Below are 13,484 nucleotides of genomic sequence, written 5' to 3'. Positions count from 1 at the left end.
GTCCGTTTGGACGCGCAAAGGGCGCTCTGCCTCTTTGAATCTATGCATCATGCCCTCCGAAAATCGGGTCCGATTTCCGGACTGACGCGGCAACCAGCTTGGGCGCATCCTCGATGCGTCCCGAGCGCATCGACACCTGGCGCGCGCAGCGGGCGGCAAGCGCCGGGTCATGCGTGACTAGCACCAGCGTCATGCCGCGCTCGGCCGCCTTGGCGAACAAAAGGTCGGCGATCTGCTTTCCGGTCGCCTGGTCGAGGTTGCCGGTCGGCTCGTCGGCAATGAGGATGCGCGGCGAGGGCGCCAGCGCCCTGGCGATCGCCACGCGCTGCTGCTCGCCTCCCGAGAGCTCGCCGGGATAGTGCGTCACACGGTCGCTCAAGCCGACCGCCGCGAGCTCCTGCGCCGCCACCCCGAACGGATCGGCATGGCCGGCGAGTTCCAGCGGCACCGCGACATTCTCGAGCGCCGTCATGTTGGGAATGAGGTGGAAGGACTGGAAGACGATGCCGATATTTCGCCCCCGAAACGATGCAATCTGGTCCTCGCTTTTGCCGTTGAGCAATTCGCCGGCGATACGCACCGTCCCTGAGTCGACGCTCTCGAGGCCAGCCAGAACCATCAGCAAGGTGGACTTGCCGGATCCCGACGGGCCGACGATGCCGGTGGCCTCGCCGCCAGCCACGTCGAGGCTGACGCCTTTCAGCACATGGACGGAGGAAGCGCCCTCGCCGAGCGTCAGCGAGACATCCCTCAATGCGATGACGGCTTCTGTCACAATGAAAGCGTCCTATATGGTGGAAAAAGGAGACGAGAATGCCTCCTCCCAGGGAACGTTTCGGTCATATGGGGCTCGCCGCATGGCTTTCAAACACTCAACCGCCGCCGCCGTCGTCCTTTTCCTCGCGGTTTGCGGCGCCATGGTGCCGGCGCGCGCGGAGACCTTCAACATCGTCGGCTTCGGCGACAGCCTGACGGCGGGCTTCGGCCTTGGCCCGGGCCAGGGGTTCACCGACAGGCTGCAGGCAGCGCTGAAAGCGAAGGGCCATGACGTCGTCGTCGCGAATGCCGGCGTTTCCGGCGATACCACGAGCGGCGGGCTGGCGCGGCTCGATTGGTCGGTGCCGGACGGCACAAGGCTCGTCATCCTCGAGCTCGGCGCCAACGACATGCTACGCGGCGTCTCGCCCGACATCGCTGAAAAGAATCTCGATGCGATGCTGGCGAAGCTCAAGCAGCGCAAAATCCCGGTGCTCCTGGCCGGCATGCGCGCGGCGCCGAATCTTGGCGCCGATTACCAGAAGGTTTTCGACGCGATCTATCCGCGGCTGGCCGCAAAATACGACATTCCGCTCTATCCGTTCTTTCTCGACAGCGTCGCCGGCCATCCGGACCTGCAGCTGGAGGACGGCCTGCATCCCAACCCGAAGGGAGTTGATGTCATGGTCAAGGGCATTCTGCCGGTCGTCGAAAAGGCCATCGCCGCCAATGGCGGTCCGTCGTGAGTCCAAAACGCCACGGTTTCCGTTGGGGAAACCTTGTGGACAACAAACCGCTTGCCCCGCGCTGATATCGATGATTCGCTAGGGGGCGAGAGTTCGATTCGAGGACAGGAGGCTTTCCATGCCACGTCTTTTCACCGCCCTCGAAATTCCTCGTGATGCTGCTCTTTCGCTGTCCCTGCTCCGGGGCGGGCTTCCCGGAGCCCGCTGGATCGATGTCGAAAACTATCATCTGACGCTGCGCTTCATCGGCGACGTCGAAGGCCATGTCGCCGACGAGATCGCCAATGCGCTCGATCGCGTCAATCGTCCCTCCTTCCCCTTGACGCTCTCCGGAGTGGGCGCTTTCGGCGGCAAGAAGCCGCATGCGGTGTGGGCCGGCGTGTCCGCCTCGCCGGACCTGGTGGCGCTGCAGGGCGAAATCGACCGCATCTGCCAGCGGCTCGGCCTTCCAGCCGATCCACGCAAGTTCTCGCCGCATGTGACGCTGGCGCGGCTGCGCAATGCAAGCCCGCTTGACGTCGCGCAATATCTTTCGGCGCGCGGCAATTTTTCAACGCTGCCCTTCCGCGTCGGCCGCTTTGTCTTGATGTCGTCGCGCGATTCGGTCGGCGGCGGCCCCTATATCGTCGAGGAAGCCTGGCCGCTGGTCGGCGCCGATTCGCGCGCTTCCAGCCGCTTCGCCAGCGCCTCCGACGCTTCGCGGATCATGCGGTAGACCGCGGCGAACGCCTGCCGGTCTTCGTAAAAGGGGTCCGGCACGTCGCGGGCTGCTCCGGTCGCGAATTCCAGATAGAGATGGATGCGGTCGCGCGCGGCCTCAGGCGCCAGCGCCTTGAGGTCGCGCACATTCGCCCGGTCCATGCCGAGGATCAGATCGAAGCGCGCAAAATCCTCTGGCGCTATTCTGCGTGCCCTCTGCCCGGAAATGTCGATGCCATGCTCAGCGGCGACCGCGATCGAGCGTGGATCGGGACCGGAGCCGACCTCCCAGCCGCTGATCGCCGCCGAATCGAGCACGATATCATGGGCAATTCCGCGCTCCGCCAGAACGGCCCCCAAGACGCCTTCGGCCAGCGGCGAGCGGCAGATGTTGCCGAGACAGACGAACAGGATGGTATTTATGGGCTTTGCGCTCATCGATCCGGCGCTATGGTGCAGGTCATTTTTCCCGAATAGCACAGGAACCCATCATGACCAGAGAAAAACTCAGCAAGGACGCGATTACCGCAGCGCTGGCCGAACTCGAAGGCTGGTCGCTGGCCACCGACGGCGCCTCCATCAAGCGCAGCTTCGACTTCAAGAACTTCTCCGAGGCCTTCGCCTTCATGACCCGTGTGGCGCTGGCCGCCGAGAAGATGGACCACCACCCCGACTGGTCGAACGTCTACAAGACCGTCGACGTGACGCTGAACACGCATGACGCCGGCGGCGTCACGGCGCTCGATATCGAGTTGGCCAAGCGGATGAACCGGTATTTCGCCTGACGCCGCCAACGGAGGCGGTCTCCGATTTTCCGGGCAAGTATCCGCCGAAGCTCTTGCAGCGGGGTGCCGCTTTCACCACATCTTTCGGCGGTTGGCACGCAGGGTTGCGCGCAGCCAAGGAGAGATTGATGGCGCAGGAATCCGGTTTTGATTTCTTCGGCTTTGGCGACAGGCTCGCCGGCGAGGGCGAGGTGCGCGAGAAATTCTGGCGCACCGCCAAGAAGGCTGCCCGGCAGGTCCCGTTCATGGACGAGGTGGTCGCTGCCTATTACTGCGCCATGGACAAGGACACGCCGCTGCGCGCCAAGGGCATTCTGCTAGCCGCGCTCGGCTATTTCGTGCTGCCGATGGATTTCATCCCCGACTTCGTCTTCGGTCTCGGCTTCACCGACGACCTTGCCGTGCTGACCGCCGCGATCACCGCCGTCCGCGCCCATATCACGCCCGCTCACCGGCAGGCCGCCAGGGACGCCTTGGCCGACAAGGGTTGACCTGGCTGGCTTTCCGGCACAACGGGACCGCGAAACCGCCCGCGCGAAAAGACAAACTCTTGCCGCTTTCGTGCCCTCCAAGTTCGCGCCGGGACATAGCGACCGCCGCTTGAAGCGGCGGGCGCGAATGGCGGCGGTTTCCTGGGGTGATCTCCTTTTCTTGAGGAAAATTCACCGTTTGGTAACCCTGATTAAATCAAAATGAAGCGACGGCAGGACGCCACGCGGCCCTGCCTCCGCACCATTTGGGAATACGGAAAGAACGATGCGCGGATTGATTGCTACAGTTTCCAGCCTGGTCCTGGCGGCCGCCTTCGCGGCGCCGGCGCTGGCCCAGCAGGCAACCAAGATCGGCCAGCACAATGCCTGGGGCACCTACAGCTATCAGTCGGCGGGCGGCAAGGTCTGCTACGTGCTGACGGTGCCGACCGACAAGCAGCCGCCGACGCTCGACCACGGCGACATGTTCTTCTTCGTCAGCCAGCGCCCGGGGCAGCAGGTTTCCTACGAGCCGCAGTTCATCGCCGGCTACAATTTCCAGGAAGGCTCCAAGGCGACTGTCACCATCGACAAGAAGAGCTTCTCGATGTTCACCCGCGGCAAGTCGGCCTGGGTCGAGAACGCGGCGGAAGAGCCGGTGCTGATCGCCGCCATGAAGACCGGCACCGACATGAAGGTGCAGGCCAAGTCCGGCCGCGGCAACCCGACATCCTACGTCTTCTCGCTGAAGGGCATCTCGGCCGCGCTGGCCTCGATTGCCAAGTGCAAGTAGGCAAGGGCCAAATCTGACGATCAATTCTAAAGCGCGTCGCGATCTTTCAGATTCGCTCCATGCGCTTTAGGTTTTGATTTTACGCATGTCTTTGGCCCGAAATCGGTTCCCACTTTCGGGAGACATGCTTTAGGCCGGGCCTTCAAGCCCGGCCTTTTGCTTTCATCCACCGGCTTGTCGCCGGGCTGGCTCACATGGCCATCTTTTCACATTCGGCCTGGGCCTTCTTGGTCGACGTGTCGATCATGTAGGCTTTGCCCTTGGCGTCGGTGATCATCATCATGCAATGCTTGATGGGTTTCGCCATCTTCATCATTTCGGCGCTCGTTTTCGCGTCAGGCATCATGGTGCCCATGTGCCCGTCGGGCATGATTGCCGTCACTTGCCCGCTTTTCATCATGGTCATCGTGCCCATCGTGTCCTCGGCAAATGCCTGAGGCATGGACAAGCCGACGAGACCGGCAGCGACGACGAGCTTGATCCAGTTCATTCCGCATACTCCCATTTTGCAGGGGCACAGTCGCCCCCTTCAGGTTTCGCAGAAACCTCGTCGGCTGTTACGCAGACACGAATATGTGATCGGTTCTGTGATGCGGTTTCGCGCCAGGTCGTCGCGCTCCGGTTGAGCCGGCTCGACGGCAAGCGAGATTGCCTTCGTTTCCTCGCCCCATGACTCCGCCTGCAACCTGTGCTATGCGCCGCGCTTCATTTCGGGCACGATGCTGAAATCGGCCGCAAACCGCTTATATTGGCGCAACCATGACCCTTTCATTCGACCTGACCGCCGAAGGCGCACGGGACGCCTTGCGCGCTCGTGCCGCGCCGACCGAGAAGCCGTCGCTGATCGGCCTGACCCGCGCCGAGCTCGGCGCTACTTTGGTCGCGACCGGCATCGTGCCGGAGCGGCAGGCGAAAATGCGCGCCCAGCAGCTCTGGCACTGGATGTATGTGCGCGGCGTCTGCGACTTCGCGCATATGTTCAACATCTCCAAGGACCTGCGCGCCGCGCTCGACAAGCACTTTACCGTCGCGCGGCCGGAGATCGTCGAGGAGCAGATCTCCTCCGACGGCACGCGCAAGTGGCTGTTCCGCTTTCCGCCGCGCGGCGCCGGCCGACCGGTCGAGATCGAGACCGTCTACATCCCCGAGGAAGGCCGCGGCACGCTCTGCATCTCCTCGCAGGTCGGCTGCACGCTGACCTGCTCCTTCTGCCATACCGGCACGCAGAAGCTGGTACGCAACCTGACGACGGAAGAAATCCTGGCGCAGCTGCTCACCGCGCGCGACCGGCTGGGCGACTTCCCCGACCGCGACACGCCGGACGGCGCCATCGTGCCTGCCGAGGGCAGAAAGGTCTCCAACATCGTCATGATGGGCATGGGCGAGCCGCTCTACAATTTCGAGGCGGTGAAGAAGGCGCTGCTGATCGCCTCCGACGGCGACGGCCTTTCCCTGTCGAAGCGCCGCATCACGCTCTCGACGTCCGGCGTCGTTCCGGAGATTGCCCGCACCGGCGAGGAGATCGGCGTCATGCTGGCGATCTCGCTGCACGCCACCAATGACGATCTGCGCGACCTGCTGGTGCCGATCAACAAGAAGTTCCCGCTGAAGGACCTGATCGCCGCCTGCCGCGCCTATCCGGGCCTTTCCAACGCCCGCCGCATCACCTTCGAATATGTGATGCTGAAGGACGTCAACGATTCCATCGACGACGCCAAGGCGCTGGTCAAGCTGCTCAGGGGCATTCCGGCCAAGATCAATTTGATCCCGTTCAACCCCTGGCCCGGCACCAACTACCAGTGCTCGGACTGGGAGACGATCGAGAAGTTTGCCGACTACATCAACAATGCCGGCTATGCCTCGCCGATCCGCACGCCGCGCGGCCGCGACATCCTCGCCGCCTGCGGCCAGCTCAAGTCGGAATCGGAGCGCATGCGTAAGGTGGACCGGCTGGCGCTGGAAGCGATGATGATTGCGGGGCACGGCGAGGCGTGAGGCGGATCATCGCCTATGTCGTCCGCTTCGCCGTCATCCTGATCGGCTATGCGATCGCCTCGCTGGCGGCGAGCGCCTTCCTCAATGTGCTGTTCCTCGGCTATTTCGGCTATGCGCCGGGGCCCGGGCATCCGACGATCGCGCCGGCGCTCTATTTTTCGGTGCCTTTCGTAGCGCTGTTCATCGCCTATTTCGGCTTCATGCCGGCGGCGGTCGTAATCCTGATCGCCGAAGTGCTCGGCCGCCGCGACTGGCTGTTCTATGCGCTGGGCGGCGCCGTCACCGCCGTCGTCTTTCTCGGCTTCGCGCACAACGTCGGCGACGGCGATTTCGATGTCACCGACAACAATGTGAGGCTCGCGCTGGTCGGCAGCGGCATGGTCGGCGGCATCTTCTACTGGCTCTCCGCCGGCCGCTGGGCCGGCACCTGGCGCCGCGAACCGTTGCTCGACGCCGAATCTTGAGTTGGATCAAGCGCGCCGAAGCGCGTCAGCTCTACTTCGCCTGTGCCGTCAGGATCTTCAGCGCGAAGGCCGAGAACACGCCGCCGAACAGATAGTCGACCACGCGCGTGACGCGCGGACTGGCCTTCATCGCCGCTGCGAACTTCTCTGCCGCCAGCACCATCGGCGCCGTCACCGGGATCGACAGCACGATGAACATGACGCCGAGGAAGAAGAGCTTGCCCGGCGCATGCGGATCGTGCGCGGAGACGAATTGCGGCAGGAACGTCATGAAAAACAGGATGATCTTCGGATTGAGCAGATTGACGCCGAGCCCGGCCGCCCAACTGCGGAACAGCGAGATCTGCGGTCCGCTCTTCTTCTCCGGCGAGAAGGCCGAGCCTTTGGCGATCGCCTGCCAGGCCAGGAAGACGAGATAGCCGGCGCCGAAGATCTTCAGCGCGAAGAAGGCCATCGGCGAGGCCACGATCAGCGCCGAGATGCCGACCACCACCAGCGTGGTGTGGATCAGCGTGCCGCACAGCGCGCCTGCCATCGAGGCAAAGCCGGTGGCGCGACCCTGGCTCAGCGTTCGCGACACGAACAGCGTCATGTCCGGTCCCGGCGTGATCGCCAGGATGACGGTCGCGATGGCGAACTGGATCAGCGTCGTGGTATCGGGAATGAAGGACATTGCTCGCCCCTGCCAATTGTATAGCGTGACCTATAACGCAGCTGTTTTGCCGCCGCCAGTATCTGCCGGCATGAACGTCTGGCCCAGCTTCCGCCGTCGTCTGCGCCCCTTCCTCTCTTGCATGAGCCGGAAACCCCGTGATACTCGCCCGCGAACCTCTTTACCCGCGGAACCGCCAACAATGTCCAAGACCAAAGACGTGAAGAAAGTCGTGCTCGCCTATTCCGGCGGCCTCGACACCTCCATCATCCTGAAATGGCTGCAGACCGAGCTCGGCGCCGAGGTCGTCACCTTCACCGCCGACCTCGGCCAGGGCGGCGAGCTGGAGCCGGCACGCCGCAAGGCTGAGATGATGGGCATCAAGGACATCCGCATCGTCGACGTGCGCGAGGAATTCGTTTCCGACTTCGTTTTCCCGATGTTCCGCGCCAATGCTGTCTACGAAGGCACCTATCTGCTCGGCACCTCGATTGCCCGGCCGCTGATCTCCAAGCATCTGGTCGAGATCGCCAAGGAGACCGGCGCCGACGCAATCGCGCATGGCGCCACCGGCAAGGGCAACGACCAGGTCCGGTTCGAGCTTTCGGCTTACGCGCTAAACCCGGATATCAAGGTCATCGCGCCGTGGCGCGACTGGTCGTTCAAGTCGCGTACCGACTTGATCAACTTCGCCGAGCAGCACCAGATCCCGGTGCCGAAGGACAAGCGCGGCGACGCGCCCTTCTCGGTCGACGCCAATCTCCTGCACTCCTCCTCCGAGGGCAAGGTGCTGGAGGATCCGTGGAGCGAGCCGCCGGAATTCGTCCACCAGCGCACCGTCTCGCCGATGGACGCGCCGGACCAGGTCACCGAGATCGAGATCGAGTTCCTGAAGGGAGACCCGATCGCACTCAACGGCAAGAAGCTGTCGCCGGCCACCATGCTGGCCGAGCTCAACGACCTCGGCCGCGACAACGGCATTGGCCGTCTCGACCTGGTCGAGAACCGTTTCGTCGGCATGAAGTCGCGCGGCGTCTACGAGACGCCCGGCGGCACCATCCTGATCGCCGCCCACCGGGCGATCGAATCGATCACGCTCGACCGGGGCGCCGCGCACCTCAAGGACGAGTTCATGCCGCGCTACGCCGAACTCATCTACAACGGCTTCTGGTTCTCGCCCGAGCGCGTGATGCTGCAGGCGATGATCGACAAGAGCCAGGAAGACGTCGAAGGCACAGTGCGGCTGAAACTCTACAAGGGCAATGTCATTGTCACCGGCCGCAAGTCGAAGAAGACGCTCTATTCCGATGCGCTGGTCACCTTCGAGGACGACCGCGGCGCCTACGACCAGAAGGACGCTGCCGGCTTCATCCGCCTCAACGCGCTGCGGCTGAGGACGCTGGCGGCGCGGAATCGCAAGGGATGATCCTTGAAAGGCAACCATGAAGAACCCGGCGCCTGCGCCGGGTTCTTATTTGGTATTTCTAATATAGCGGAAGTTACGCGCCGAGAAAGGATTGCTGTTGACCTTTCGGCGACTTCATCTAGGTTCCCTCGTGGGATCGAGGGGGCTTAATTTTGAAAAACGGTATTTCTCTACTGCTTGCGGCGGTCGTCGCTGCCATGGCGTGCCACCCCTCACAGGCGACCGCGAAGCGCGACCCGAAGCCGAATTTGGACAAATGCGTCGCGGCTGTCCAAGCATGGAACATCACGTTAAAGCACGATACCGCCTCTTTCATGGGCGTATCGCGGGAGCGCATGCCGGCTTTGTTCTGCCAACGCCTTGCCGAAGGAATACGCAGCGGGCGGATCAGTTACTCCGACATAAACAGGCTGCAGCTCGACCAACCGACCGAAATCTGGATGGTCATCAAGGGCAAGTCAAAGGCTGCGGCCACGCAAGCCCCGCCTGCGCCGACGTCCAAATTCCGTACCTGCAGCGGATTTGACGGCCCCTTCCAGGTTCCCGCTTCCCAAAAATGCCCGTTGAGCGGCTACGCGCATTATTGAGAGGGAAGTGATGAGATCGAACCTCATCGTTCCGGGTGATTGGGTTTTGACCCCTGCTTCATAACAAAAAGCCCGGCGCATGGCCGGGCTCCCGGTGGAACGGAGATGCCCGTCAGTTGGCGTCGATCGCCTCGGCGATGCGGGCGATGGCCTGCTGGTAGACGCTAGCTGAATTCCAGCCGGCAATTGCGCCCATGTTCGCCTCATAGCTCGCGCCGGCTTGCCAGCCATGGCCCTTGAGGAAGTTGGCGGTGGAGGCCAGCGCCGTGTTCCTGTCGCGCAGATTTCCGCTGCCGACGCCATACTTCAAGACATTTCCGGGCAGGAACTGCGTGTGGCCGATCTCGCCATGCATGGCGCCGACCGACGAGGCGCTCAACGCGCCGCGATCGACCAGCTTGAGCGCCGCGATGGCGTGCGGGGTAAAATAGTCAGGGCGGCGGCAATCATAGGCCAGCGTCACAATCGCCGAGACCGTGTTCTGGTTGCCCATGGAGGCACCGAAGCCGGTCTCCATGCCCCAGATGGCGAGCAGCACGCCCGGCGGCACGCCGTAGGTCTGTTCGATCCTGTCGAACATCGCCGCGTTCTGCTTCTTCAACGCACGGCCCCTGGAAATGATCGCGTCCCCGCCACGGCGTTTCATGAACGCTTCCACCGAGCCGCTGAAGGCCTTGTGGATGGCGCGGTCGGCGGCGATCGTCCTTGTTGCGTAAGTCGCGCTGGCCAGCGCGGACAGACCCTTCTGGCCAACGCCCTCGGCCTGTGCTTCCGCGGCAAACTGCTGTTTCCATGCGTCGAATCCGGCGCCGTTCTTGCCACAGCTGGCCGCTGCCTGAGCGGCCGTCGCCAGCCCAAAAGCCGCCACAGCGGCGGCCACGAAAATCCTTCCCTTGGCAAAAAATGCCATATCGTTCTCCTGGTTGCCTGAATCACGTCCCGGTTGCAAATCTGCCAGCGAAACGCCCGATTGTCACCGCCCACAAGGGGCTCAGCGGCGCTCGACGCTGGCGAATGCCGGGGAATTTGCGCATGATCAAGCATTAATTATGGCGCAAGCCCTATTGTGGCGGGGTCTTTATGGAAGACGTTGATGTTGTGATCATTGGCGCAGGCTCCGCGGGGCTCTCCGCGGCCAAGACGCTCAGGGCTGCCGGACTTTCCTTTACGCTTCTGGAGGCGATGAGCCGCATCGGCGGTCGCGCCTGGACCAGCGACCGGCATTTCGGCATGCCCTTCGACATCGGCTGCGCCTGGCTGCATGCCGCCGACCGCAATTGGGGAGCGAGCGCTTTGTGCGCGGCGCCTATGCGGCGGCCTGTCCCGGCCGTTCCGAAGCGCGCGCCACGCTGATGCAGCCGGTGGCGGAAAAGATCTTCTTCGCCGGCGAGCATGTCGCCGGACCGCTCATCCAGACCTGCGGCGGCGCGAGGTTGTCGGGCGAAAGCGTGGCCAGGCAAGTCATTGCACAGCTCGCGACGAAATAGCGTCGGAACGACGGGCGGCGACGGGCGTTTGGGCGATGCCCGACTCCGTCGCCCTATCCTGGGGTTCGATTACCGATGAAACTGTTCGACTGCCCTCATTGCGGCCACCGCCTTTATTTCGAAAACGCGCAATGCCTGAACTGTTCCAGCCTGGTGCTTTACGACCCGGAGCGGGCGTGTTTCACGCGTTCCGGCGCCGACGATGCCGTTCCATGCGGCAATGCCGACGAATGTGCCTGCAACTGGCGGGCCGAGCCGGGCAGAACCTTCTGCCGCGCCTGCGCGCTCAATCAATTGATCCCTGACCTTTCGGTGGACGGCAACCGCCGGCGCTGGATTCGCGTCGAGGCGGCGAAGAAACGCGCCGTCTATTCGCTGCTCGCCGTCGGCCTGCCGGTCGCGCCCACGGCCGGACCTCGGGACGAGGCCGGGCTCGCTTTCGACTTCCTCGCCGATCCGATCGGCGGCGGGCCCGGCGGCGAGCGCATCCTGACCGGCCATGACAACGGCCTGATCACCCTCAACGTCGCCGAGGCCGATTCCGCCGAGCGCGAGCGGCGGCGCGTCGAAATGGGCGAGAATTACCGCACCTTGCTCGGCCACTTCCGCCACGAGCTCGGCCACTATTACTGGGACCGGCTGATCCGCGACGATCCCGGGCGGCTTTCGGCCTTTCGCGCTCTGTTCGGCGACGAGCGGGCCGACTACGAGCAAGCGCTGAAGACCTACTACGCCAACGGCGCGCCGCCGGATTGGCAACAGCGCCATATCTCGGCCTATGCGACATCGCATCCGTGGGAAGACTGGGCCGAAACCTTTGCGCATCATCTCCACATTACCGACACGCTGGAGATGGTGCACGCGCTGAACTTCCCGCTCGGCCGGCTGGAGACGGTGGAAGCCAACGAACTGCCGCGTGGCGATACCGGCGGGCATTTGCAGTCGGCACCCGCCGAGCCCGATCCGGCGCCGGAACCGTTCGAAAGGATCCTCGCCCGCTGGCTGGTGCTGTCGGAGGCCTCCAATTCGATCAACCGCTGCATGGGGTTGCCCGATCTTTATCCTTTCGTCATTTCGGACGTGACGGCGCAAAAACTGGCCTTCGTTCACCAGCTTTTGACCGGTCCGCCGAAAAAACATGGAACAATTCGTGAGCAGGCGACGGCACTTTAGCCGGAACGCATAAGGCCTGGTTTCGTTTTTGAGCCCGAGGGAGCGTTGAAAACGGAGAGTAAAACCATGAAACGCATACTGTTTCCGGCGGTTGCCGGCGCGCTGCTCGCCGTGTCGGGCGCGGCCCTTGCCGACACGCCCGTCTCGGCAGTGGCCGATCTGAATGTCCGCGCCGGCCCGGGCCCGCAATATCCCGTCATCGGCGTGCTGGCGGCCGGCCAGTCGGCGACGCTCACTGGCTGCATCGCGAACAGCAAATGGTGCACTATCGCCGAGGCCGGCGGTAACGGCTGGGTCTATTCCGACTATGTGACGGGCGACTTCGGCGGCAGCCGCGTGGTGCTCACGCGCCGGCCGGCCGATGCCGATATCGCTGTCGTGACGCCGCCTGCCGACGATGTCTATTCGCAGGACGACTACACCGGCGCCATCGTTGCGAGCGATCCGGTCGATCCGATCGCCAGGCCGCCGGCCGAGGTCGGCACCTACGTCACCACGCATCGGGTCGATCCGGTCTATCTCGAGGGCGAAGTGGTGACCGGCGCGGTGCTGCCCGACACAGTCGAGTTGCGCGAGATCCCTGACTACAACTATCGCTATGTCTATGTGAACAACCAGCCGGCGCTGGTCGATCCGGGCACGCGGCGCATCGTCTATGTGATGCGCTGACCAACGGTGATTTTGGAAGAGCGGCCGCCGGAAAATGGGCGGCCGCTCGTTTGAAGAAACGCCAACACCGGGTCAGGCTGCCTGCATCGGCTCGCTGGCGTCGATTTAAGCCTTCTTTGCCGTGCCCTCCACCAAGAGGTCATAGCCGGGCGGCTTCGCCGATGCTTCACGCCCTTGGATGCGCCCGTTCGTAGACTTCGAGCAGCCTTGCCGTGTCGACGCCGGTATAGACCTGGGTGGTCGACAGGCTGGCATGGCCGAGCAGCTCCTGGATGGTGCGCAGGTCGCCGCCGCGCCCAAGCAGATGCGTTGCGAAGGAATGGCGCAACGCATGCGGCGTCGCGGTGTCCGGCAGGTTGAGCGCCGAGCGCAGCTTCGCCATCTCGCGCTGGACGATCGCCGGGTTCAGCGGTCCGCCGCGCGCGCCGCGAAACAGCAACTCCTTCGGATCGATATGGAAGGGGCAGAGCTGCCGGTATTCGGCGACCGCACGTGACGCCACCGGCAGCACCGGAACCAGCCGCGTCTTGCCACCCTTGCCGGTGATGCGCAGCATGGTGTCTGCTTCCGTGGCGAGGTCGGCGCCGGTCAGCCCAAGCGCTTCCGAGATGCGCAGGCCGGAACCGTAAAGCAGCGTCAGCACGGCAGCATTGCGGGCTGCGATCCACGGCTCTTCCGCCAGCTGACCCTCCATGGCCACGACCTGTTTCGCATCGCTCGCCGTCAGCGGCTTGGGCAGCGATTTCGGCTGGCGCGGCGCGCGCAGCGCCGCCGCACCCGCC

The 13,484-nt window shown here is 63.7% G+C and carries 19 protein-coding genes; 13 read left to right on the top strand and 6 right to left on the bottom strand.

Features of this window, described 5'->3' with window-relative positions:
- Nucleotides 1–40: 40 nt before the first annotated feature.
- Nucleotides 41–775: an ABC transporter ATP-binding protein gene (locus DH10_RS15115; protein WP_192246452.1), complete on the bottom strand. Its 735-nt coding sequence runs from the start codon at nt 773–775 to the stop codon at nt 41–43.
- A gap of 82 nt (nt 776–857) precedes the next feature.
- On the opposite strand from DH10_RS15115, the gene DH10_RS15110 reads away from it, so the two are divergent.
- Both DH10_RS15110 and thpR read left to right on the top strand, forming a co-directional pair.
- The gene (locus DH10_RS15110) at nt 858–1,502 is read left to right on the top strand and encodes an arylesterase (protein ID WP_192246454.1); all 645 of its coding nucleotides are present in this window, start codon (nt 858–860) and stop codon (nt 1,500–1,502) included.
- Nucleotides 1,503–1,620: 118 nt separating this feature from the next.
- Nucleotides 1,621–2,217 (top strand): RNA 2',3'-cyclic phosphodiesterase, encoded by a 597-nt coding sequence (thpR, locus tag DH10_RS15105; RefSeq protein WP_192246456.1) that lies wholly within the window; start codon nt 1,621–1,623, stop codon nt 2,215–2,217.
- Here the strand turns inward: thpR and DH10_RS15100 are convergent.
- Nucleotides 2,121–2,639: a low molecular weight protein-tyrosine-phosphatase gene (locus DH10_RS15100; RefSeq protein ID WP_192246458.1), complete on the bottom strand. Its 519-nt coding sequence runs from the start codon at nt 2,637–2,639 to the stop codon at nt 2,121–2,123. The genes thpR and DH10_RS15100 overlap by 97 nt on opposite strands.
- 53 nt (nt 2,640–2,692) lie before the next feature.
- Here DH10_RS15100 and DH10_RS15095 point away from each other — a divergent pair, with 53 nt between their 5' ends.
- The 3 genes from DH10_RS15095 to DH10_RS15085 all read left to right on the top strand — a co-directional run bounded on the left by DH10_RS15095 (nt 2,693) and on the right by DH10_RS15085 (nt 4,249).
- Nucleotides 2,693–2,986 (top strand): 4a-hydroxytetrahydrobiopterin dehydratase, encoded by a 294-nt coding sequence (locus DH10_RS15095; protein ID WP_192246460.1) that lies wholly within the window; start codon nt 2,693–2,695, stop codon nt 2,984–2,986.
- Nucleotides 2,987–3,114: 128 nt separating this feature from the next.
- Nucleotides 3,115–3,477 (top strand): YkvA family protein, encoded by a 363-nt coding sequence (locus DH10_RS15090; protein WP_192246462.1) that lies wholly within the window; start codon nt 3,115–3,117, stop codon nt 3,475–3,477.
- 265 nt (nt 3,478–3,742) lie between these two features.
- Nucleotides 3,743–4,249 (top strand): invasion associated locus B family protein, encoded by a 507-nt coding sequence (locus DH10_RS15085; RefSeq protein WP_192246464.1) that lies wholly within the window; start codon nt 3,743–3,745, stop codon nt 4,247–4,249.
- A gap of 190 nt (nt 4,250–4,439) precedes the next feature.
- Here the strand turns inward: DH10_RS15085 and DH10_RS15080 are convergent, their stop codons facing one another.
- The gene (locus DH10_RS15080; protein ID WP_192246466.1) at nt 4,440–4,739 is read right to left on the bottom strand and encodes a hypothetical protein; all 300 of its coding nucleotides are present in this window, start codon (nt 4,737–4,739) and stop codon (nt 4,440–4,442) included.
- Nucleotides 4,740–5,008: 269 nt separating this feature from the next.
- Here DH10_RS15080 and rlmN point away from each other — a divergent pair, with 269 nt between their 5' ends.
- Nucleotides 5,009–6,244, top strand: coding sequence for a dual-specificity RNA methyltransferase RlmN (rlmN, locus tag DH10_RS15075; protein WP_192246468.1), 1,236 nt, complete (start codon nt 5,009–5,011; stop codon nt 6,242–6,244).
- Nucleotides 6,241–6,708: a hypothetical protein gene (locus DH10_RS15070; RefSeq protein ID WP_192246470.1), complete on the top strand. Its 468-nt coding sequence runs from the start codon at nt 6,241–6,243 to the stop codon at nt 6,706–6,708. Before rlmN ends, DH10_RS15070 begins: the two co-directional genes overlap by 4 nt.
- Nucleotides 6,709–6,739: 31 nt before the next feature.
- Here DH10_RS15070 and DH10_RS15065 read toward each other — a convergent pair whose 3' ends face one another.
- The gene (locus tag DH10_RS15065) at nt 6,740–7,381 is read right to left on the bottom strand and encodes a LysE family translocator (protein ID WP_192246471.1); all 642 of its coding nucleotides are present in this window, start codon (nt 7,379–7,381) and stop codon (nt 6,740–6,742) included.
- 181 nt (nt 7,382–7,562) lie between these two features.
- On the opposite strand from DH10_RS15065, the gene DH10_RS15060 reads away from it, so the two are divergent.
- Both DH10_RS15060 and DH10_RS15055 read left to right on the top strand, forming a co-directional pair.
- On the top strand, nt 7,563–8,786 hold the full coding sequence (locus DH10_RS15060; RefSeq protein ID WP_192384930.1) for an argininosuccinate synthase: 1,224 nt from the start codon (nt 7,563–7,565) through the stop codon (nt 8,784–8,786).
- Nucleotides 8,787–8,938: 152 nt separating this feature from the next.
- Nucleotides 8,939–9,373 carry a hypothetical protein gene (locus DH10_RS15055; RefSeq protein WP_246505949.1) on the top strand — a complete coding sequence of 145 codons (435 nt, stop codon included), beginning with the start codon at nt 8,939–8,941 and terminating at the stop codon, nt 9,371–9,373.
- A gap of 112 nt (nt 9,374–9,485) precedes the next feature.
- Here DH10_RS15055 and DH10_RS15050 read toward each other — a convergent pair whose 3' ends face one another.
- Nucleotides 9,486–10,283, bottom strand: coding sequence for a lytic murein transglycosylase (locus tag DH10_RS15050; protein ID WP_192246476.1), 798 nt, complete (start codon nt 10,281–10,283; stop codon nt 9,486–9,488).
- A gap of 170 nt (nt 10,284–10,453) precedes the next feature.
- On the opposite strand from DH10_RS15050, the gene DH10_RS15045 reads away from it, so the two are divergent.
- From DH10_RS15045 to DH10_RS15035, 4 genes are all read left to right on the top strand, one after another.
- On the top strand, nt 10,454–10,726 hold the full coding sequence (locus tag DH10_RS15045; protein ID WP_246811565.1) for an FAD-dependent oxidoreductase: 273 nt from the start codon (nt 10,454–10,456) through the stop codon (nt 10,724–10,726).
- Nucleotides 10,669–10,860, top strand: coding sequence for an FAD-dependent oxidoreductase (locus DH10_RS36965; protein ID WP_312891231.1), 192 nt, complete (start codon nt 10,669–10,671; stop codon nt 10,858–10,860). The genes DH10_RS15045 and DH10_RS36965 overlap by 58 nt, the downstream gene beginning before the upstream one ends.
- A gap of 75 nt (nt 10,861–10,935) precedes the next feature.
- Nucleotides 10,936–12,033 carry a zinc-binding metallopeptidase family protein gene (locus DH10_RS15040; RefSeq protein ID WP_192384929.1) on the top strand — a complete coding sequence of 366 codons (1,098 nt, stop codon included), beginning with the start codon at nt 10,936–10,938 and terminating at the stop codon, nt 12,031–12,033.
- 66 nt (nt 12,034–12,099) lie between these two features.
- Nucleotides 12,100–12,702 (top strand): DUF1236 domain-containing protein, encoded by a 603-nt coding sequence (locus tag DH10_RS15035; RefSeq protein ID WP_192246480.1) that lies wholly within the window; start codon nt 12,100–12,102, stop codon nt 12,700–12,702.
- Between the two features lie 166 nt (nt 12,703–12,868).
- On the opposite strand, the gene DH10_RS15030 is transcribed toward DH10_RS15035, so the two are convergent.
- Nucleotides 12,869–13,484 (bottom strand): tyrosine recombinase XerC (locus DH10_RS15030; protein WP_192384928.1); only part of this gene is annotated, 616 nt, incomplete at its 5' end.

It is taken from the genome of Mesorhizobium silamurunense (genome assembly GCF_014843825.1).
Classification (GTDB): domain Bacteria; phylum Pseudomonadota; class Alphaproteobacteria; order Rhizobiales; family Rhizobiaceae; genus Mesorhizobium; species Mesorhizobium silamurunense.
This window is presented reverse-complemented; position numbering and strand designations above follow the sequence as displayed.